The following is a 19,355-nucleotide window of genomic DNA, read 5'->3' on the forward strand; positions in this document are numbered from 1 at the left end:
CCGTGGACCTGCGGAGCCGGCAGTGGTGGGACAACCCCGCCAACCCCGACATGACCGCGCTGTACCTGGAGCGGTACCTGAACTTCGGCCTCACCCGCGCCGAGCTCCAGTCCGGCCGGCCGGTCATCGGCATCGCGCAGACCGGCAGCGACCTGGTGCCCTGCAACCGGCACCACGTCGAGCTGGCCGACCGGGTCCGCGACGGGATCCGCGACGCCGGCGGCATCCCCCTGGAGTTTCCGGTGCACCCGCTGCAGGAGACCGGCAAACGCCCCACCGCCGCCCTCGACCGCAACCTCGCCTACCTGGGTCTGGTCGAGGTCCTGTACGGGTACCCGCTCGACGGGGTCGTGCTCACCACCGGCTGCGACAAGACGACCGGGGCGTGCCTCATGGCGGCCGCGACCGTCAACCTGCCCGCGATCGTGCTCTCGGGCGGGCCGATGCTCAACGGGTACATCGGCGGCGAACGCGCGGGGTCGGGCCTCGTCATCTGGCAGTCGCGCCGCCTCCTCGCCACCGGGAAGATCGACTACGCCGAGTTCATGGACCGGGTGGCGTGCTCCGCGCCGAGCGTCGGGCACTGCAACACGATGGGCACCGCCCTGTCGATGAACAGCATCGCCGAGGCGCTCGGCATGTCGCTGCCCGGCTGCGCGGCGATCCCGGCACCGCACCGGGAGCGGGGACAGATCGCGTACGACACCGGACGCCGCGCCGTGGACCTCGTCAGGGACGACGTCACGCCGCGCTCCATCATGACCCGGGAGGCGTTCGAGAACGCGATCGCCGTCACCGCCGCCATCGCGGGCTCCACGAACTGCCCCATCCACCTCAACGCGATCGCCCGCCACACCGGGGTCGACCTGACGAACGACGACTGGGAGGCCGTCGGCGGCGGCGTGCCGGTCCTCGTCAACTGCGCCCCGGCCGGGACGTACCTCGGCGAGGACTTCCACCGCGCCGGCGGCATCCCCGCGGTGATCCACACCCTGCTCGCCGCCGGGCGCCTGCACGCCGACGCTCTGTGTGTGAACGGCCGGACGATCGCCGAGAACGCCGTCCCTTCCTCGGACCCGTCCGTGATCGCCACCTCCGCGGACGACGCGTTCTCGCCGCGCGGCGGCTTCCTCGTGCTGCACGGCAACCTCTTCCGCTCGGCGATGATGAAGATGTCGGTGGCCTCGTCGGCCTTCCTGCCCGCACCCACGGTGACGTGGCGCGCGGTCGTCTTCGAGGGGCCCGAGGACTACCACCGGCGCATCGACGACCCGTCGCTGGACATCGACGAGGGCTGCCTGCTCGTCGTGCGCAACACCGGGCCGATCGGCTACCCCGGCTCCGCCGAGGTGGTGAACATGCAACCGCCCGCCGCCCTCATCATGCGGGGCGTCCAGGCGCTCGCGACGCTCGGCGACGGCCGGCAGAGCGGCACGTCCGACGCCCCGTCGATCCTCAACGCCAGCCCGGAGGCCGCGATCGGCGGCAACCTGGCGATCCTGCGCACCGGCGACCGGGTCACCCTCGACATGCCGGCCCGCAGGCTGGACGCCGAGCTCACCGACGAGGAGATCGACGAGCGGTGGAGCGCCTACGTGCCGCCGCCGCGCGTCGACCAGACACCCTGGCAGGAGCTGTTCCGGGCACACACCGGCCAGATGGACACCGGCAGCTGCCTGGACTTCGCCGTCGAGTACCAGGACATCGTGCACACGAAAGGACTGCCCCGTGACTCCCACTGACTTCGCCCCCGGCACCTCGGGTGCATCGGGCACGATCATGATCGCGGACTCCGACTTCGGCGACGTCTCGATCGAGCGCGACATCGCCTCCTCGGCCGGCTTCCGCCTGGAATCGCGCCAGTGCAAGACCGAGGAGGACGTCATCCGCTACGGCCGAGACGCCGACGGCATCCTCACGCAGTACGCCCACATCGGCGCGACCGCCATGCAGCACCTGCCCAACTGCCGCGTCATCGCCCGCTACGGCACCGGCGTCGACATCGTGGACGTCGACGCCGCGACCCGCCTCGGCATCCAGGTCACCAACGCCCCCAACGACTGGTGCGCCGACGAGGTCGCCGACCACGCCATCGCCCTGTGGCTGTCCGCTGTACGAAACATCGTCTCGTACTCGGAAGCGACCCGCGCCGGCACCTGGCAGTGGCAGTCCGGCGCCCCGATCTGGCGCCTGCGCGGCCGCGTCTTCGGCATTTTGGGCTTCGGCGCCATCGCCCAGCTGATCGCCGACCGTGCCCGCCCGTTCGGCGTCGAGCTCATCAGCCACGACCCGTTCGTGGAAGCCGAGGTCCTGCGCGCCGCCGGGGTCCGCCCGGTCGCATTCGACGAGCTCGTCGCCGACTCCGACTACCTCGTCATCCAGGCCCCGCTGACTCCCCACACCCACCACCTCTTCGACGAGGCGACCCTCGCCCGCATGAAGCCGACCGCCGTCCTCGTCAACACCGCCCGCGGCCCCATCGTCTCCGACACGGCCCTGGCCCACGCCCTCACCAACCACACCATCGCCGCGGCCGCCCTCGACGACCTGGAGGAGGAGCCGGCCAAGCAGCGCGACTGGCAACCCGACAACCCCCTCCTGCACCTGCCGAACGCCATCGTCACCCCGCACGCCGCCTACTACTCCGAACAGTCCATGCGCGCCGTCCGCACCTTGGCCACCGAGGAGGCCGTCCGCGTCCTGACCGGCCAGCGCCCGCACTCCCCGGTCAACACCCTGGGCCCCAACGAACTGTGAACCCGGCTCCGGCGCCAGCGCTTTGTGGTGCCGGGCCGTATGCTGCATCGGTGCCGATCAAGACGTTGCTGCCGGTCCAGTGGCTGCTCGTCGTCGCGTACCTGTACGCGGCCGTCGCCTACCTCACCACCGACGCGCCGTACTTCCCCGAGCAGTCCCCACCCGGCTGGGCCCTGTTCGACTGGTACGTCGACTGACTACCGGCCGTATGACATGGTGCGAGGCTTGATCGTGCGGTCGAGGCCCGCGGAGAAGCCCGGCCGCACGGTCCCCGCCGACCGCTACGAGCAGCCCGGGATCGCGGCCTTCCTGCCGCGCCCGGAGCGGATCCTGGAAACGGGCCTGTCGGTCCCGACCGTGGACCGCCGGGACAACTGGTACGCCGTCCCGGACGCCCGGCGGCTGTCGGCGCGGTGACGACCCCACCGACGGCGATCCTCGTGGCCGAGTCAGCGGCGGGTCTGGCCGCCCTGGAGTCGCGGGTCACGGCCGAGGGTGTGCGCGTCGTCGCCCGCCTGGTCCGACCGGGCCGGCTCCGCCTGACGCTCGCCTGCCGCCGGCTGCAGCCGGACTTGGTGGTGCTCGAACGGGCCTTGACGGCCGAAGACATCACCCGCCTGTCCACCCGGCTCCACTGCCCCGTCCTTGGCATCGACGACGGCCCCTAGACCCTTGCGGGTCAGCAAGCGATCGCCGTAGAGCTGGGCCGATCTGGTCCCCAGAACGCCAACTTGGGCCGATCCAAGAGGTGGATCAGCCGTCCGACCTGCGTCGGGACGGCGGGATTCGAACCCACGACCCCTTGACCCCCAGGACGTCGGCCAGCAAGCCTGCGCCAATCACCGCAGGCCGGCAGCTCCACCTCGGCAGACTAATGAGGAGGTGGCAGCGGTTGGACGGCTGCATCGGGAACCCACCAGCGGTCCTGAACTCCGTAGTAGATGAAGCCCGCCCAGTACTCCGGCGTCTCGTGATACGCGAGGTCCAGACCCACAATCCAGACCCGTGGCGTCCGGCCACCATCATCGATCCCGGACCACTGGCGGTTGACGCGCGCGACCGCCTCAGTCTCCGGGATCCCGTAGACGCGGACCATCTCCTGCGCAACCTCACGACAGAACGCCAACGCCTCGGCATCACCGGCACAAGGAAACTCCCCGTGCGAACGCAGCAGCGACACATGCACCAGATACTCGATCTCCACCCTGCCGCGCCCGGGCAACAATACCGAGCCGACCGGAACCTCCCGAGTCCTGACCAACCCATCCACCGCCGCGGCGCCCAAGCCGTACTCGGCAAGCAACCGCTCCAGGTACCCCGCCGGCCCCACCGCCACGAAACTCGCACTATCCGCCACCGCGACATCATGCACCCGAACCGCAAACGGTGGCGCCATCTCACCAGACGCCCAACCGGCGCCGTAAGGTAACCGACCTGCAAAGGTCAACCCAAGAACCTGGGCCACCTGTCCAGGGTGACCCCGGTTGCCATCCGTGGCCTGTGTCGTACCTTGCCCGACATACGTGCTGTGATGTCAGTCGGGGATTTCGTTGACCTCGCCGGGTCCTTCGGCTGGCGGCAACGGCGCGAGGTCGAAGGGGCGGACCACCCGCCGGTGCGCGATGCGCCAGAGTCCATCGTCGTAGTGGTATTCATCGTCTTGATCAGTGCTGTCACGGTGGATGCTTGACGTCGGCGTCCCAGTAGCTGCTTGATGACACGAAGGTCGCAGCCCTGTCACGCGATCCTGCGTGGCCTGTAGCCAAGAACGAGTCCGTCCATCGCTTGCGGCATGGAACCACAGGTCGCCAGCCAGTCACCGCGCCTCGACTGAGCCGACGTCGGTCAGCACAGTCTTGGTGCGGTGAGTGGTGGGCGCGGCCGATGTCGAGGGGGTCAGGAGGGGGAGACGAGGTCGCGCTGGGTGGACAGGAGCTGGGTCATCTCGGTGGCGGGCATGGGGCGGGCCAGGTGGTAGCCCTGGCCCAGGGAGTAGCCCAGCTCGATGAGGCGGTCCGCCTGGGCGGCGTTCTCGATGCCCTCGGCGACGGTGTCCAGGCCGAGGGCCAGGGCGAGCTGGACGACCGCGCGGGCGACGGCCTGTCTGGCGTCGGCTTCCGGGGAGCCTGGCGGGTCGAGTTCGATGCCGTCGACGAAGGACTTGTCGAGCTTGATGATGGCGGCGGGGAAGGCGCGGAGCAGGCTGAGGGACGACTCCCCGGTGCCGAAGTCGTCGAGGGCGAGGCGGACGCCGAGGGCGTGCAGGCGGAACAGGGCGCGGGAGACCTGCGGGCCGCGCAGCACCGCCGACTCGGTGAGTTCGAGGACCAGGCGGTTGGCGGGCAGCCCCGAGTCGGCGAGGGCGGACTGCACGTCGGACACGAAGTCGGGGTCGTGGAGCTGGCGGGCGGAGACGTTGGGGCCGAACTTCTGCAGGGCGTCGGGGCCGAACTCGGCCAGCCAGGCGGCCGCCTGGCGGCAGGTCTCGCGCAGGACCCAGCGGCCCAGGGGGACGATGAGGCCGGTGCTCTCCGCGGCGGGGATGAACTCGGCCGGCGAGATCATGCCGCGGGTGGGGTGCTGCCAGCGGGCGAGGGCCTCGACGCCGACGATGCGGCCGGTGCGGATGGCGATGATGGGCTGGTAGTGGACGGTGAACTCGCCGGCGTCGAGGGCGCGGCGCAGCTCGCCGCCGAGCTGGGCGTGGCTGGCGACGGGCTGGGCCATGCCGTCGTGGTAGCGGACCCAGTTGGCCTTGCCGCGTTGTTTGGCGGCGTACATGGCGACGTCGGCGTCGCGCAGGAGGCGGTCCAGCGGGGTGCCGGCGGGTGCGGTGGCGATGCCGACGCTGGCGTGCACGAGGAGCCGGTGCTCGCTCAGCGGGCCGGTGAAGGCGTCCAGGACGCGCTGCGCGATCGTCTCGCCGAGCGCGGTCGGGTCGGTGACGAGGACGGCGAACTCGTCGCCGCCGAGGCGGACGGGCAGGCCGTCGGTGCCGGTCTCGCGGCGCAGCACGGCGGCGACCGCGATGAGGAGGTGGTCGCCGACGTCGTGGCCGAGGGAGTCGTTGATCGTCTTGAAGTCGTCGAGGTCGACCAGCAGGACGGTGGCGTCGCCGCGGTCGAGCTGGGCGGCGAGCCGCCGCCGGAACAGGGCGCGGTTGGGCAGGCCGGTCAGGCCGTCGTGGGTGGCGTCGTGCTCGAGGCGTTCCTGGGAGGCGCGCTTGTCGGCGAGCAGCCGCGCGTTCTCCCGGAACGCGACGAACTGCCGGACGGTGACCAGGCCTGTCACCAGTACCGACGCCGCGATCACCAACCGGTCGGCCGTGGTCAGCTCGTCGGGAATGACGGCGATGAGCGGCACGTCGACGGCGGCGACGGCCAGGTAGGGCAGCCACGCGCCGGCGCGGCCACGTCCGGCGGCGGTGTGCTGCCACTGGCGGCGCACGGCGAGGGCGCCGAGGACCGCCGCGAACGGCATGACCACCGCCTGGTCCGCCACCGAGCCGGCGTCGCCGCCGTGGATGAGCAGCAGCGCGACGACGGCGCCGGTCAGGCCGGTCGAGCCGATCAGGCGCAGCGCGGACCGGTCGATCGGGCCGCCGCGGATGTAGGCGACCTTGGTGATGCCGCCGGCGGCGAGCGCGAGCGACAGCCCCAGCAGGACGACCGTCTGCGTGCTCCACGGGGTGGCGGCCGTCATCACCGGGGCGAGGCCGAAGTGGAACAGGACGGTGCCGCAGCCGAGGAAGGCGATCGCGCGATCCAGCCACTGCCGCCAGCGTTCGCCGGGGCTGGCGATGCCGAGCGGGACCCGCACCATCGCCCACATCGCGGCGAGGAAGCCGGCGCCGGCGAGGGCGGCCGCCGGGAGCGGCATCGGCGGCAGGATCGACGTGTCGCGGAACCCGGCGACGGCGAGGACCGTGTACCCGGCGCCGACGAGACCGAACGCGACCAGCATCAGCCGCCAGAACCGGACGGCCGGAGGGGTGAGCGGGGCGCGGCGCAGCAGGTCGAGGACCGCCGCGGCGGCGCCGGCCGCGGCGAGGGGCAGCGGCAGGTAGGACACGGTGGCCGGGCCGATGCCGGTGACCGTCCACAGCACGTACCAGAGCGTGCCCGCGGCCGTGACGCCGAAGGTGGCGACGACGTGGCGCAGCGGGGCGCGATGGTCGGCGGTCACGCCGGGCACGATCGGCGGTCCGGCCGGCACCTGAATGCGCGCACCCGAGTTGCGCCGCGATGGCAACCCGGCGCTGCAAGGCCGGCGAGCGGTCAGGCGACCTCGTAGGTCATCCGGACCCGGTCGAGCCGGCCCTGCCGCAGGTCGTCGTCGGGGACCACGAACGCGAGCCGGACCAGCTCGCCCCACGCGGTGCCGTCCTCGCCCTCCAGCTGGAGCAGCGGCCTGGTGCCGGGCCGCTGCGGGTGGTACCCGTCGCCGAGCCGGCCCAGGACCTGGTGCGGGGTGTGTTCCGGTGCGAGCGCCCGGAGCACGTCGATGAGCGCCGGGCCCGTCGCGTGCAGCAGGGTGCGCAGCGCCGGGTCGTCGAGCTCCGGCACGGACCGGACCGGCCACGCGCCCAGCGGCTGCGGCGGGACGACCTCCGCGTGCTTTGGCGCCCGCTGTACCGGCGCGGCATCAGGAACGTGGAGCACCCTGCCGGCGTCGGGCTCGTCGCGCCAGACCGCGGCGAAGAACAGCAGCAGGCCGTCGCGGGGCAGCGTCCACTCCTCGCCCAGCAGGCCGGCGAGGGCGTCGCAGCGCAGCTGGGCGAGGAGGGTGAGCGGCTCGCCGCCGACGGCCGGCCAGTCGACGCCGGGCGGAAGGTGCGGCAGTCCGCCGTAGCTGCCGGCGTACCGGCCGCCGTCGGCGATCTCGTCGTCCTCGTGCTCCCAGTCCTCGAGCACCGCCAGCTCCAGCGCGGGCCGGGTGAGGGCCAGGACCGCCGCGACGATCGACGGATCCAGCTCGGCGTCAGGGCCTGTCATCCGGTGCTCACCGGCCGCAGGTCGGGCGGAACGGGGCCGACGGCAGGTGCGTGGCCCACTCCTGCCGGGTCAGCGCGCGGCCGGCGCAGATGCGGTCCCGCGCGGCGGCGACGTCGAACGACCAGCTGACGATCCGGCCGTCCTCGGCGCCGGAGACGAGCGTGCCGGCGGCGGTGAACGCGAGCCCGCGGACCCGCGCGGTGTGGCCGGTCAGGGTGGCGAGGGGCCGCCGGCCGGCGACGTCCCAGACGATGACGGAGTGGTCGTCCCCCGCGGACGCGAGCCGGCGGCCGTCCCGGTCGAAGGCGAGCACCTGCACCGGCGCGGTGTGTCCACTGAGGACGGCGAGCTCCCGGCCGGTCGCGGTGTCCCACAGTTTGACGGTCCGGCTGTCGCCCGCCGTCGCCAGCAGACTGCCGTCCGGGCTGACGGCGATGTCCTGCACCGCGCTCTGCCCGGTGTTGACCCGGCTCAGCAGCCGGCCGGTCGCGGTGTCCCACGTGTTGACGTAGCCGCCGGCGCTCGCGCCGACCAGGCGGCGGCCGTCAGGGGTGAACACCAGCGACGTGACGATCCGCGGGTCGAGCGACGCGGTGCGGTCGACCGGCGCTCGGACGTCCCGCACGTCCCACATCGAGGGGCCGAGGGTCGCCGCGGCGAGGAGCCCGCCGGTGGCGTCGAAGGCGAGGTCGGTGGTGACCCCCGACCCGTTGGTGCGCAGCGGCGCCGTCACGGGTTTGCCCAGCCGGACGTCCCAGATGGTGACGGTGTTGGTACGGGTGACGGCGGCGAGAATCTGTCCGTCCGGGTGGAACGCGACGGCCTGGACCTCGTCGCCGTGTCCACTCAGGACGGTCGACGCCTTCCCGGCGGTGTCCCACAGCCGGACCGTCCCGTCGCTGCCGGCGGACGCGACGGTGGCGCCGTCGGGGCTGGCCTTGACGTCGTGGACCCGGGCGGTGAACCCGCCGAACGGCCGGGCGGCGAGGTCGTGCAGCACGATCGTGCCGTTGAAGCCGGCGGAGGCCAGGTACGTGCCGTCCCGGCTCAGCACGACGGTGACCGTCTCGGTGCGGCCGCGGTCCTGCAGCGTCTCGAGGGGTTCGCGGCTGCGCAGGTCCCAGACGGTGATGGCGCCGTTCTCGTCGGCGACGGCGAGCCGCCCGCCGGCCGGTGCGGAGATGGCCCACGAGTACCCGCCGTTGCCCGGCAGCGCCGGCAGGGCCGTGGCCCGCCCGCCGGTGACGTCCCACATGGTGACGCCCCGGTCCTCCGAGGAGGCGGCCAGGGTGGACCCCTCCTCGGCGAACGCGACGGAGAACACGTGCTGCACGGGGAGCTCTGCCACGACCGTGCCCGCGGCGACGTCCCACACCTTGGGCGCGTGACCGCCGGCGGCGGCGAGCAGCGACCCGTCGTGACTGAAGGTCAGCGACGCCACGGGGTGCCCCAGTCCGGTGAGGACAGTGGTGCCGCCGGTACCGACGTGGAACAGCGCGATGGTTGCGCCCTTGGCGACGGCGACGGTGCCGCCGTCGGGGCTGAACGCCATCGCCGAGCCGAGGCCGTCGGCGTCGAAGCGGTGCAGCTGCCGCCGGGTGGCGGTGTCCCAGACGATGACGGAGCCCTTGGCGCCGTCGATCCCGACCGACGCGAGGCGGGTGCCGTCGCCGCTGAACGCGACGCTCGCCGCCCGCCCGGTGTGCCCGGTCAGCGTGCCGGTGCGGGTGCCGCGGACGGGGTCCCACAGGCCGATCGTGCCGTCGCCGGCGGCGGAGGCGAGCAGCGTGCGGCCGGGGTCGAACGCGACGGCGTAGATCGACGGCCCGCCGACGTTGAGCTCGCGCCGGCGCGGTGCCACGGCGGCGCTGAGCACGGCGCCGCGGGACTCGGTGGTCGAGTGCAGGCGCTCCGCCTCGACCGCGAGCAGCCCGGCGAGCTCGGGGTCGGTGGCCAGCAGCGACCGGGAGCGCAGGGACACCTCCTCGGCCAGCGTCGCCACCTGCTGCCGGCGCGCGTCCTGGCGCTGCCGGGTGGCGACGGCGCCGCCGAGCACGGCGAGCACCAGGAGCACGGCCATCCCGGCGACGAGCCGCTTGAGCCGGCGCGCCTGCCGCCGGACCCCGGCCTGCTCGGCCTCGGCCAGGTCGTTGCTCTCCTTGAGGAACGCGGACTCCAGCTGGTTGAGCCCGGTCAGGCCCTGCGCGGCGGCGAGCTGCGCTCCCCGGTACAGGGCGCCGCTGTCACGGTGCAGCGTCCGCCACGTGTGGGCGGCGTCGGTGAGCCGCCGGTGCGCGACGAGAGCGGCGCGGTCGTCGGTGAGCCAGCGGTGCAGCCGCGGCCAGGCCCGGATCAGGGCCTCGTGCGCGACCTCGACGGTGCCGTCGCCGAGGACGACCAGGCGGGCGTCGGTGAGCTCGTCCAGGACCACGGCGGTGACGCCCGGGTCGGCGACGCCGTCGAGCTCGGCGCGGGCGATCGGCCGGCGGGTGTCCTCGGTGCCGTCGCCGAGGGCGGTGAGCCGCTGGAAGATCCGGCGGGCCGCCGCCTGCTCGGCCGGGTCGAGGCGGGCGTGGACCCGCTCCGCGGTCTGCGCGATCGCGCCGCGGACCCCGCCCCCGGCGTGGTACGCGGCGAGGGTCAGGGTGGCGCCGTCGCGGCGCTGCCAGGTCTCCAGCAGCGCGTGCGAGACGAGCGGCAGCGCGCCGGGCTCGTCGGCCGCGTCCGCGAGGACCGTGGTGACCAGGTCCGGCTCGACGGTCAGCCCGGCCAGCGCGGCCGGCCGGGTGATGATCTCCCGCAGGTCGCCGCCGGTCACGGGCCCGACGAGCAGCTGCGCCTCGTCGCGCAGCGCGTCGACGAGGTCCGCGTGCCGGCTCAGGTGTGCGAGGAAGTCGGCGCGCACGCCCAGCACGACCGTGGTGCGGCGGTCGTCGCCGTGGGCGGCGTCCAGCAGCGCGGCGATGAACGTGCGGCGCTCGTCCGGGTCGGCGCACAGCGTGAACACCTCCTCGAACTGGTCGACGACGAGCACCGCCCGGGCGTCCGGCGGCGCGGCCGCGAGCGCGCCGCGCACGGCGATGTCCAGGGCGGCCGGGTCGCTGCCGAGGTCCTCCCGGACGCGGTGCCGGTCGGCGCCGGACAACTTCGTGACCAGGTCGGACAATGCGTCGAGGGGGTGTTCGGTCGGGGTCATCAGCATCGTGCGCCACGTCTTCGGCTGGGTGCCGATCAGGCCGGCCCGCAGCAGGGAGGACTTGCCGCTGCCGGACGCCCCGAACACGCCGACGACCGGCCGGCGGCCGATCTTCGCCCGGAGCCGTTCGACCAGCTCGGCCCGGCCGAAGAACCACTCGGCCTGCTCCGGCTGGAAGGCGGCGAGTCCCCGGTACGGGCACTGCTCCTCGACCCGTTCGGCCCGCGCCGGCCGGTCCGCCTCGGCGGCCTCCCAGCGGGCGTTCCACTCGACGGGGTCGCCGCCGCACGCCTCGGCGTAGGCGACGGTGACCTCCCGCGACGGCAGCCGGTCGCCCTTCGCCGCCTCGGCGAGCGTGCTGGCCGAGTAGTGGGCCCGGCGGGCCAGGGCCCGGTAGCTCGGGCTGCCCGCCTGCTCGCGCAGCTGCCGCAACTGCCACGCGAGTCGCTGCACCGGACCGGCCTGAGGATCCACCGGCTTCTCGGGTCGGCCCACCATTGCACCTCCGCGATCTGGGGTCAGCACGATACCGCGGGTTGTCCGGCGTTGTTTGTCCGGCGCCCGGTGCACTGTCGGTCAATTCCCGCACCGTCCATGGTGGACGAGGCAAGGCAATCCGCTCACCAGGGCATTGCCGTCCACCGGCAGGGAAAGGTGTTGATGCTTCGACGGATCGCAGGAGGCGTGCGCCGCGGTGGCGGGGGTGCCACCGCGCACGCCGATCAGGGCTGGGACTGGTCCGTGCCATCCGCAGCAATACGGGGGCTGGTGTGAGGGCAACGGACCGGACCGGAAGTACCGCGGTGTCGAGGTCTGTCACAAGAACGTCCTGAAGGCAACCGATCCGTGAGGAGGAGCGTTCCTATGTGACGAGGCTCGGCACGCCGGCGGACGCCGCGCCGTCACCCAGGACGGCACGGGCGTCAGCCCCGGCTGAGGCATTACACCCCCTCCAGGCCGGTCTCCGCCCGCAGGTCCCGCGGGCGGGGGCCGGCCGCACCGTCCATCAGGGAGCATCATGCGGAACGTCGCGCGGCGGCTGGTGGCCGTCGTGCTCGCGGCGGCGCTGCTGTCGGGCTGCGACGCGGGCGGACCGCCGCCGGGGCCGGCGAGCGCACCGTCCAGGCTTTCCGCGGCGCTGCCCGAGCGTCCGGCGGCGCCGGCCGTGGCGGAGGTGCGGGCGCAGCTCGCCGACTCGTGGGTGACCGACGGGCGGCGCGGCTACTTCGTCGACGACGCCTGGAGCGACGCCCGGTCGCCGTTCTCGCTCTACGACACGTACTGGCAGCTGCGGCTCGCCCGGTCGGACCACCCGGACGCCGCCGTGCTGGACCGGGCCGCCGTCGCCCGCTGGCTGCCCGCGGCGCTGCGGGGAACCCACGACGGTGGTTCGCTGCCGGCCATGGCGCAGATCGGCTACGCCGTCGACATCGCCGCCATGCTGGGCCTCCCGGCCGGCGGGGCGGGCGGCGCGATCGAGGGGCTGCGGGCCGGCGACCGGTACCGCGCCGGCCCCGGCTCAGCGCCGGACTGGGGCAGCACCGCCCTCGCGGTGGAGGCGCTGACCACCGCCGGCCTGCCCGTCCCGGCCGCCGTCACCGCGGCGGTGCGGTCGGGCCTGACCACCGGCGCCGACGCTGAAGCTCTCCTGCCGCAGCTGCGGGCCGCGGCCGCGCTGGCCGGCGCGGGACTGCCACGGGAGCTGCTCGCCGCCCGGGTCGGTGCGGCGTTCGCCGGGCTCGGTGAGGTGCCCGACGAGGCGCCTGACGAGGCGCTTGACGTGGCGTGGCTGGACGCGCAGGCGCGGCTGCGGACCGCCGCCCGGCGGCTCGGCGTCGCGGTGCCGGCGTTTCCCGTGCGGGCGTGCGACGGCGTGCCGGGCGGGCCGGCACCCGACCCGCGGCTCACCTTCTACGCCCGCCACCTCGGCTGCGCGCGGACCGTCGTGCCGCCGGCCCCGCCCCACTCCCGCGCCGGCTGGCCGGCCCCGGACCAGATCCGGGTGGCGCAGGCGTCCAGCCTCGCCGGGCTGCGGCTGGCGCGGACCCTCGGCGCTCCCGATCCGGCGACCGCCGACCGGCTGCGCGCGACCCTGTTCGACGTGTGGCTGCCGGCCGTCGCCGGTACCGAAGGCGTCGCCGGTGCCGAGCGGACGCTGCTGGCGTCGCGGCTGCGGGCCCTGGCCGCGATGGTGGCACCGGCGGAACGGGCACGGGTCGACCTCGCCCTCGCCAGGGTCGCCCCCGACCGCTCCGACGACCTGCAGCGGCTGCTCGCCCTCGCGGACGCCGCGCTCCTGCCGGCCGGCCCGGACCGGCGGGCGGCCGTGCTGCGGGTCGCCGACGCCGGCTGGTCCGCGCCGCACACCGGGTCGATCTTCGCCGCCGCGTCCGACGAGCTCGCGTCGCGGCTGCTCGGCGGGGACACCGCCCTGCACCTGTCCGCGATGGCGACGGCCGACTCGTTGCGGCTGTCCGGCGGCCTGTACCGGGTGCGCGGCGACGGCGGCGGGTCGCTCACGGCGACCGTCCTGGCCGCCTGGATCGGCGGGACGAGCCTGCCGCCGGACTCGTGGGTGGCGCTCGGCCTGTGCCGGTCGGGCCGGTGCGGCGACGACGCGGACCCGCCGGACGGGACGTCACTGCGCGTCCTCGGGCTGATCTGGGCCTGCGCCGAGCCCCGCTGCGGCGAGGAGGTCCCTCTGCCGCTGTGACGCGGTGGCTCGGCGCAGGTCCGGTGCGGTCAGGCGTCGGCGTTCCTGCCGTGCGCGGGCGCTGGGCTCAGCAGGGGCCGTTGCAGGCCAGGACCTTGAGCCGGTCGAGGGCGCCGTTCCACTGGTTCGAGTCGCCGGCGAACGGGCCGGTGCTCGAGTACTGCCAGAACGACCACGTCGGCGCGCCGGCGGGCAGGGTGCCGGGGCTGCTGCTGTACCGGGCGAGCCACAGCGGCGAGTTGGCCCAGAAGCCGCTGTAGTTGCCGGTGCAGGTGACCCACCAGTCGGTCGTCGTGTAGATGGTCGCCCAGCGGCCGGTCCTGGTGTGGTACTGGTTGAGGAACGCGCGGATCCAGCTCACCATGCTCGCCTGCGACAGCCCGTAGCACGTTGCGCCGTAAGGGTTGTACTCGATGTCCAGCGCGCCGGGCAGCGTCTTGCCGTCCTTGGACCAGCCCCCGCCGTGCGCGACGAAGTAGTCGGCCTGCGCGGCCCCGCCGCCGCCGTTCGGGATCGCGAAGTGGTAGGCGCCCCGGATCATGCCGATGTTGTACGAGCCGTTGTACTGCTGGGCGAAGTACGGGTTCGTGTAGTAGGTGCCCTCGGTCGCCTTGACGTACGCGAACCGCGAGCCGGCGTTCCACTGCGCCGCCCAGTTGACGTTGCCCTGATGGCCCGACACGTCCTGGCCGTAGGTGACGGTGGCGGCAGAGGCCGGGCTGCCGGTGAGGACCGTGGTGACGAGGGCGGCCGCCAGGGACAGTGCCGCCAGGGCTCTCTTGGACACGATGTGCCTCCTTGCTCCGGGGGGTGTGGCAGATAGCTTCGCCGATTAGCTCACGATGGTGGGAAACTTTCAATAGGCATCCATCTAAATTTGTCGTGACAGACTTCGATGGACACAGCTCGCTGAGCAGGTGTAATGTGCCGCGATGCAGGAAGTTTACGAACTTCTATGGATCCGGTAAGTTAGCACCGACGTTCCCGGGAGGCTCGCGCCATGGCCCGTCTCACCCGTCGCGACGCCCTGCGCGGCGCCGTCCTGCTCGGCGGCGCCGCGGCGCTGCTGTCCGTCGCCGACCCTTCCGCCGGCGCGGCGCTGGCCGCGCCCGACCAGCCGTCGATCGACAGCTGCGGCGCCTGGAGCGCCCGCCCACCGGCCGGCCCGCTCACCATCGTCCAGCACCGCCCGAACAAGATCATCGTGCACCACACGGCGCTGGCCAACTCGACCGACACGTCCCGCGCGCATGCCTTCGCCGCCTCCCGCGAGATCCAGGACCTGCACATGGACGGCAACGGCTGGATCGACAGCGGCCAGCACTTCACCAACAGCCGCGGCGGCTGGCTCACCGAGGGCCGCCACGGCAGCCTGTACGCCCTGCTGCACAGCCAGACCATGGTCCAGGGCGCCCACTGCGTCGGCCAGAACGACCAGGCCATCGGCATCGAGAACGAAGGCACCTACCTCACCGAACAACCCCCGGCCGCGCTGTGGTCGAGTCTGATCGCCTTCTGTGCGTTCACCTGCCACCAGTACGGCATCCCCGCCACCGAGATCTACGGCCACAAGGACTTCAACAACACCCAGTGCCCAGGCCTGCTCCACGCCCGCCTCCCAGAACTCCGCACCGCCGTAGCCGCCCGCCTCTGACCCAAGCGTCCTGCCGAAGCCTGACGACAGCACGTCAACGGGTGATCGTGCTGGCGGGTCGACGCCGGGCAATCGCCCGAGCGGCTCGCCCGTCTGCTACTGATCCTCACGAACACCTGTCATGTGCTCGCAGAGGAGGCGATGCGCCGCTGGGCGGCTCAGCCGCCGACCGAGCCCGCCGACGCGTACGTCCAGGCGCTGCGCGACGCGAGCGAAGGCGGCTGGTTCGTCGACCACGAAGGCAACCGGCGGGACCTGTGCGGCACCGTCGCATACGAATGGATCCCGCACCCCTCCGAACAACCTGCTGACACGCCGGCCTGCCCGTGGTGCTCGTCGATGCTGTGGACGGTCGCCGACCTGGACACCGCCGATCCCGTGGTCGGTGCGGCGCTGGTGCACACCGGCTGGACCGGCCGCCTCGTGGTGCGAACTACCAGCAGAGCTGACCGCGGCACGCACGCCCAGACCAAGCGGCGCCCAGACTCCACAGGAACAACACCGCGACCAGCATTCGCTCGAAGAGGACCGTGCCGGCCTCGTGATGAGCCAGCTGCTCGGCGGGCGCGCGTCCACTGTGGGCGGGGGCGGTGGGCGGGATATCGCTGACCGCGAACGTCTCGGGCGGGCGGTGTACGGGGGCATGGGGCAGCATGGAGGGGTGGAGGTCGGGGGGTCCGCGGGGTTTCTGGTCCGGCTCGGGTGGCGGATCAGGGGCAGGGTCGCGCTCGGGGCGATGTTCGGGTCGCTGTGGTTCATGGGGCTGGCGTTCATGCCGTTCCTGATCTCGCAGGCGATCGACAGGGGGTTGCAGGAGCGGCGGCCGGTGGCGTTGGCGGGGTGGGCCGGGGCGGTGCTGGTGGTGGGGGTGGCGAGCGCGGGGCTGGGGATCATGCGGCACCGGAGCATGACGAAGCTGCGGATGGCGGCGGCGCTGCGGACGGCGGATCTGGTCATGACGCATGCGACGCGGCTGGGGGCGGCGCTGCCGCGTGGGGTCACGGCGGGGGAGGTCGTCACGATCGGCATCTCCGACGTGTGGACGATCGGGCGGGCGATGAACGTCGGTGGGGTCGGGGTGGCGTCGACGCTGGCGTACACGGTGGTGGCGGTGCTGCTGGCCCGGACGTCGGGGACGCTTGCCGTGGTGGTGCTCGCCGGGGTGCCGGTGCTCGTGCTGCTCGTCGGGCCGTTGCTGCGGCGCACGCAGCGGGCCGGGCTGCGGTACCGGGACCGGCAGGGCGAGCTCAACGCGCGGCTGGTCGACGTGCTGGGCGGGCTGCGGATCCTCAACGGCCTCGGCGGCAAGGACGTCTACCACGGGCGCTACCAGGTCGGGTCGGCGCGGCTGCGGGACCAGGGGTACCGGGTCGGCGGCCCGTCCAGCTGGATCGGGGCGCTCGGCGGCGGGCTGCCGGTGGTGTTCCTCGGGCTCGTCGTGTGGCTCGCCGCGCGGCAGGCCGCAGCCGGGGAGCTCACGGCCGGTGAGCTGGTCGCGGTCTACGGGTACACCGCCATGCTCGTGATCCCTGTCGATGTGATGATCTTCTGTGCGTTCGATGCGACGCGGGGGCTCGTCGCGGCGCGGCGGGTGGTGGACTTCCTGAAGCTGCCCGTCGACGACCCGGGCGGGAAGGCCGCGCCGGACGGGCCGGCCACGCTGCGGGACCCGGAGTCCGGGGTGGTCGTGGAGCCGGACCGGCTGACCGCGCTGGCCGGGGCGCGACCCGAGGAGTCGGCGGCGGTGATCGACCGGCTCGGGCGGTACGGGCCGACCGACGTCACCTGGGGCGACCGGCGGCTCGCCGAGATCGCGCAGGCCGAGGTGCGGGCCCGGATCCTGGTCGCCGAGCACGACGCGGACCTGTTCGCGGGGCCGCTGCGGGAGGTGGTCGCCGGGCCCGACGAGCCCGACGACGACCTGGTGAGCGCGGCGATCCGGACCGCGGTCGCGCATGACGTCGCCGCCGAGCTGGACCGCAGGGTCGAGTGGGGCGGCCGGAACCTGTCCGGCGGGCAGCGGCAGCGGGTGCGGCTCGCCCGCGCCGTCCACGCCGACCCCGAGCTGCTGCTGGTCGTCGAGCCGACGTCCGCGGTCGACGCGCACACCGAGGCGGCCATCGCGGAGCGGTTCACGGCCGCGCGGGCCGGGCGCGGCACCGTCGTGGCCACCACGTCGCCGGTGCTGCTGGACCACGCCGACGTGGTGCACTACCTCGTCGACGGCAGGGTCGCCGCATCCGGTACGCACCGCGCGCTCCTCGCGACCCAACCCGGCTACCACGCCCTGGTGACCCGCGCGTTCGGCGACGACGCATGACGACGACCCTGCCGATCGCGAGCCAGCGGATGGTCGGGCGGGCGGCGCTGCGGCTGCTCGCGGCCGACCGGCCGTCCGTCGTCGCGATCCTCGTGCTCAACTCCCTGGCGGCGGTCGCCGGGCTCGGCGCGCCGTGGCTGCTCGGCCGGATCGTCGACACGGTGACCGGCAAGGGCGGCGCCGTCGACCTGCTCGCGCTCGCGGTGCTGGCGTGTGCCGTCGCGCAGCTGCTGCTCACCCGGTTCGCGCTCGCGATCGCGTACCGGTTCGGCGAGCGTACGGCGTTTCGCATCCGGGAGGACTTCCTCCGGCGCGCCCTCGCCCTGCCGGCGGCGGTCGTCGAGCGGGTGCCGGCCGGTGACCTCGCCGCGCGGGGCACCACCGACATCGACGCCGTCGCGTCGACGCTGCGCGACGTGCTGCCGGGCATGGCCGTCGGCGCCGTGCAGATCGTGTTCATCTGCTCGGCGCTGCTGCTGATCGACCCGCTGCTCGGTGTCGTCGGCGTGCTCGGGCTGTCCGGGATCTGGTTCGTCACGAGGTGGTACCTGCGCCGGGCCCGCGCCGCGTACCTCGCGGAAGGGGCGGCCAACTCGGTGCTCGCCGACGAGCTGAGCGCCACCACGGCCGGCGCCCGCACGATCGAGGCGTTCGCGCTGCGGGAGCGCCGCCTCGCCGCCGGGCACGCCGCGATCGCCGAGACCCACCGGACCCGCCTGGCGACGCTCGGGCTGCGGACGGTGTTCTTCCCGCTCGTGGAGACGTCGTACGCGGTGCCGGTGGTCCTCGTGCTGCTGCTCGGCGGCATGCTGTCGATCGGGGGCCGGGTCAGCCTCGGCACGGTCGTCGCCGCGGTCCTCTACCTGCGGCAGCTCGTCGGCCCGCTGGACAGCATCCTCATCTGGATCGAGCAGCTGCAGAGCAGCAGCGCGTCGTTCGCCCGCGTCGAAGGCCTCGCCGCGGTCCCGGCGGCGGCCCCGGCCGCGACAGAGGCGCCCCGGGACGACCGGATCGAGCTGCGCGGCGTGCGGTACGCGTACGAGCCCGGACACGACGTCCTGCACGGCGTCGACCTCACCATCCGCCCCGGTGAGCGGCTCGCGATCGTCGGCCTGTCCGGCGCCGGGAAGTCGACGCTGGGCATGCTCGTCGCGGGCGTGGACCGCCCCACCGCCGGCACCGTCACCGTCGGCGGCGTCCCGATCGCCGACCTGCCACCGGACGAGCTGCGCCGGCAGGTCGTGCTCGTGACGCAGGAGCACCACGTGTTCCGCGAGTCGCTGCGTGACAACCTCATCGTGGCCGCCCCCGACGAGGAGCTGCACGAGGCGCTGAAGACCGTCGGCGCCGACTGGGCCGACGACCTCGACCGCGACCTGGCGCTGCACCCCCTCGACGGCGCCCAGGCGCAGCAGGTCGCGCTGGCGCGGGTGGTGCTGGCGGACCCGCACACCGTGATCCTCGACGAGGCGACCGCGCTGCTGGATCCGACGGCGGCCCGGACGGCGGAGCGGGCCCTCGCCGCGGTGCTGCACGAGCGGACCGTCATCGCGATCGCGCACCGCCTGCAGACGGCGCACGACGCCGACCGGGTCGCGGTGATGGACGACGGCCGGATCATCGAGCTCGGCACCCACGACGAGCTGGTCGCCGCCGGCGGCCCGTACGCCGCCCTGTGGCGCTCCTGGCACGACGGCGTGTGAGGCACGACGGCATGTGCG

At 73.7% G+C, this 19,355-nt stretch carries 14 protein-coding genes; 9 read left to right on the forward strand and 5 right to left on the reverse strand.

Going from position 1 to position 19,355, the window contains the following annotated elements; translation table 11 throughout:
- Positions 1 to 2 precede the first annotated feature (2 nt).
- The 5 genes from AB0J72_RS40310 to AB0J72_RS40330 are packed head-to-tail and all read left to right on the forward strand — an operon-like array spanning position 3 to position 3,425.
- Entirely contained in the window at positions 3 to 1,742 is a 1,740-nt protein-coding gene (locus AB0J72_RS40310; RefSeq protein WP_363409058.1) for an IlvD/Edd family dehydratase, read from the forward strand.
- Entirely contained in the window at positions 1,729 to 2,757 is a 1,029-nt protein-coding gene (locus tag AB0J72_RS40315) for a C-terminal binding protein (RefSeq protein WP_363409061.1), read from the forward strand. Before AB0J72_RS40310 ends, AB0J72_RS40315 begins: the two co-directional genes overlap by 14 nt.
- Before the next feature lie 50 nt (positions 2,758 to 2,807).
- The gene (locus tag AB0J72_RS40320; RefSeq protein WP_363409064.1) at positions 2,808 to 2,954 is read left to right on the forward strand and encodes a hypothetical protein; all 147 of its coding nucleotides are present in this window, start codon (positions 2,808 to 2,810) and stop codon (positions 2,952 to 2,954) included.
- A 28-nt stretch (positions 2,955 to 2,982) separates the two neighbouring features.
- Positions 2,983 to 3,174, forward strand: coding sequence for a hypothetical protein (locus AB0J72_RS40325; RefSeq protein WP_363409067.1), 192 nt, complete (start codon positions 2,983 to 2,985; stop codon positions 3,172 to 3,174).
- The gene (locus tag AB0J72_RS40330; protein ID WP_363409070.1) at positions 3,171 to 3,425 is read left to right on the forward strand and encodes a hypothetical protein; all 255 of its coding nucleotides are present in this window, start codon (positions 3,171 to 3,173) and stop codon (positions 3,423 to 3,425) included. Before AB0J72_RS40325 ends, AB0J72_RS40330 begins: the two co-directional genes overlap by 4 nt.
- Before the next feature lie 203 nt (positions 3,426 to 3,628).
- Here the strand turns inward: AB0J72_RS40330 and AB0J72_RS40335 are convergent, their stop codons facing one another.
- The 4 genes from AB0J72_RS40335 to AB0J72_RS40350 form a co-directional block, all read right to left on the reverse strand.
- Complete coding sequence (locus tag AB0J72_RS40335; protein WP_363409073.1) at positions 3,629 to 4,222, reverse strand: hypothetical protein; 594 nt, start codon at positions 4,220 to 4,222, stop codon at positions 3,629 to 3,631.
- 431 nt (positions 4,223 to 4,653) lie between these two features.
- Positions 4,654 to 6,942 carry an EAL domain-containing protein gene (locus AB0J72_RS40340; protein ID WP_363409076.1) on the reverse strand — a complete coding sequence of 763 codons (2,289 nt, stop codon included), beginning with the start codon at positions 6,940 to 6,942 and terminating at the stop codon, positions 4,654 to 4,656.
- Between the two features lie 92 nt (positions 6,943 to 7,034).
- Positions 7,035 to 7,751 (reverse strand): DUF1963 domain-containing protein, encoded by a 717-nt coding sequence (locus AB0J72_RS40345; protein WP_363409079.1) that lies wholly within the window; start codon positions 7,749 to 7,751, stop codon positions 7,035 to 7,037.
- 7 nt (positions 7,752 to 7,758) lie between these two features.
- Positions 7,759 to 11,400, reverse strand: coding sequence for a helix-turn-helix domain-containing protein (locus AB0J72_RS40350; protein WP_363409082.1), 3,642 nt, complete (start codon positions 11,398 to 11,400; stop codon positions 7,759 to 7,761).
- A gap of 565 nt (positions 11,401 to 11,965) precedes the next feature.
- On the opposite strand from AB0J72_RS40350, the gene AB0J72_RS40355 reads away from it, so the two are divergent.
- Positions 11,966 to 13,660, forward strand: coding sequence for a hypothetical protein (locus tag AB0J72_RS40355; RefSeq protein WP_363409085.1), 1,695 nt, complete (start codon positions 11,966 to 11,968; stop codon positions 13,658 to 13,660).
- Positions 13,661 to 13,727: 67 nt separating this feature from the next.
- Here the strand turns inward: AB0J72_RS40355 and AB0J72_RS40360 are convergent, their stop codons facing one another.
- Positions 13,728 to 14,447, reverse strand: coding sequence for a lysozyme (locus tag AB0J72_RS40360; RefSeq protein WP_354897196.1), 720 nt, complete (start codon positions 14,445 to 14,447; stop codon positions 13,728 to 13,730).
- Between the two features lie 213 nt (positions 14,448 to 14,660).
- On the opposite strand from AB0J72_RS40360, the gene AB0J72_RS40365 reads away from it, so the two are divergent.
- From AB0J72_RS40365 to AB0J72_RS40375, 3 genes are all read left to right on the forward strand, one after another.
- Positions 14,661 to 15,314: a peptidoglycan recognition family protein gene (locus AB0J72_RS40365; RefSeq protein WP_363409088.1), complete on the forward strand. Its 654-nt coding sequence runs from the start codon at positions 14,661 to 14,663 to the stop codon at positions 15,312 to 15,314.
- A gap of 736 nt (positions 15,315 to 16,050) precedes the next feature.
- Complete coding sequence (locus tag AB0J72_RS40370; RefSeq protein WP_363409276.1) at positions 16,051 to 17,634, forward strand: ABC transporter ATP-binding protein; 1,584 nt, start codon at positions 16,051 to 16,053, stop codon at positions 17,632 to 17,634.
- Positions 17,631 to 19,337 carry an ABC transporter ATP-binding protein gene (locus AB0J72_RS40375; RefSeq protein WP_363409091.1) on the forward strand — a complete coding sequence of 569 codons (1,707 nt, stop codon included), beginning with the start codon at positions 17,631 to 17,633 and terminating at the stop codon, positions 19,335 to 19,337. The genes AB0J72_RS40370 and AB0J72_RS40375 overlap by 4 nt, the downstream gene beginning before the upstream one ends.
- Positions 19,338 to 19,355: the final 18 nt, after the last annotated feature.

The organism is Dactylosporangium sp. NPDC049742 (assembly GCF_040674675.1).
GTDB lineage: Bacteria > Actinomycetota > Actinomycetes > Mycobacteriales > Micromonosporaceae > Dactylosporangium > Dactylosporangium maewongense.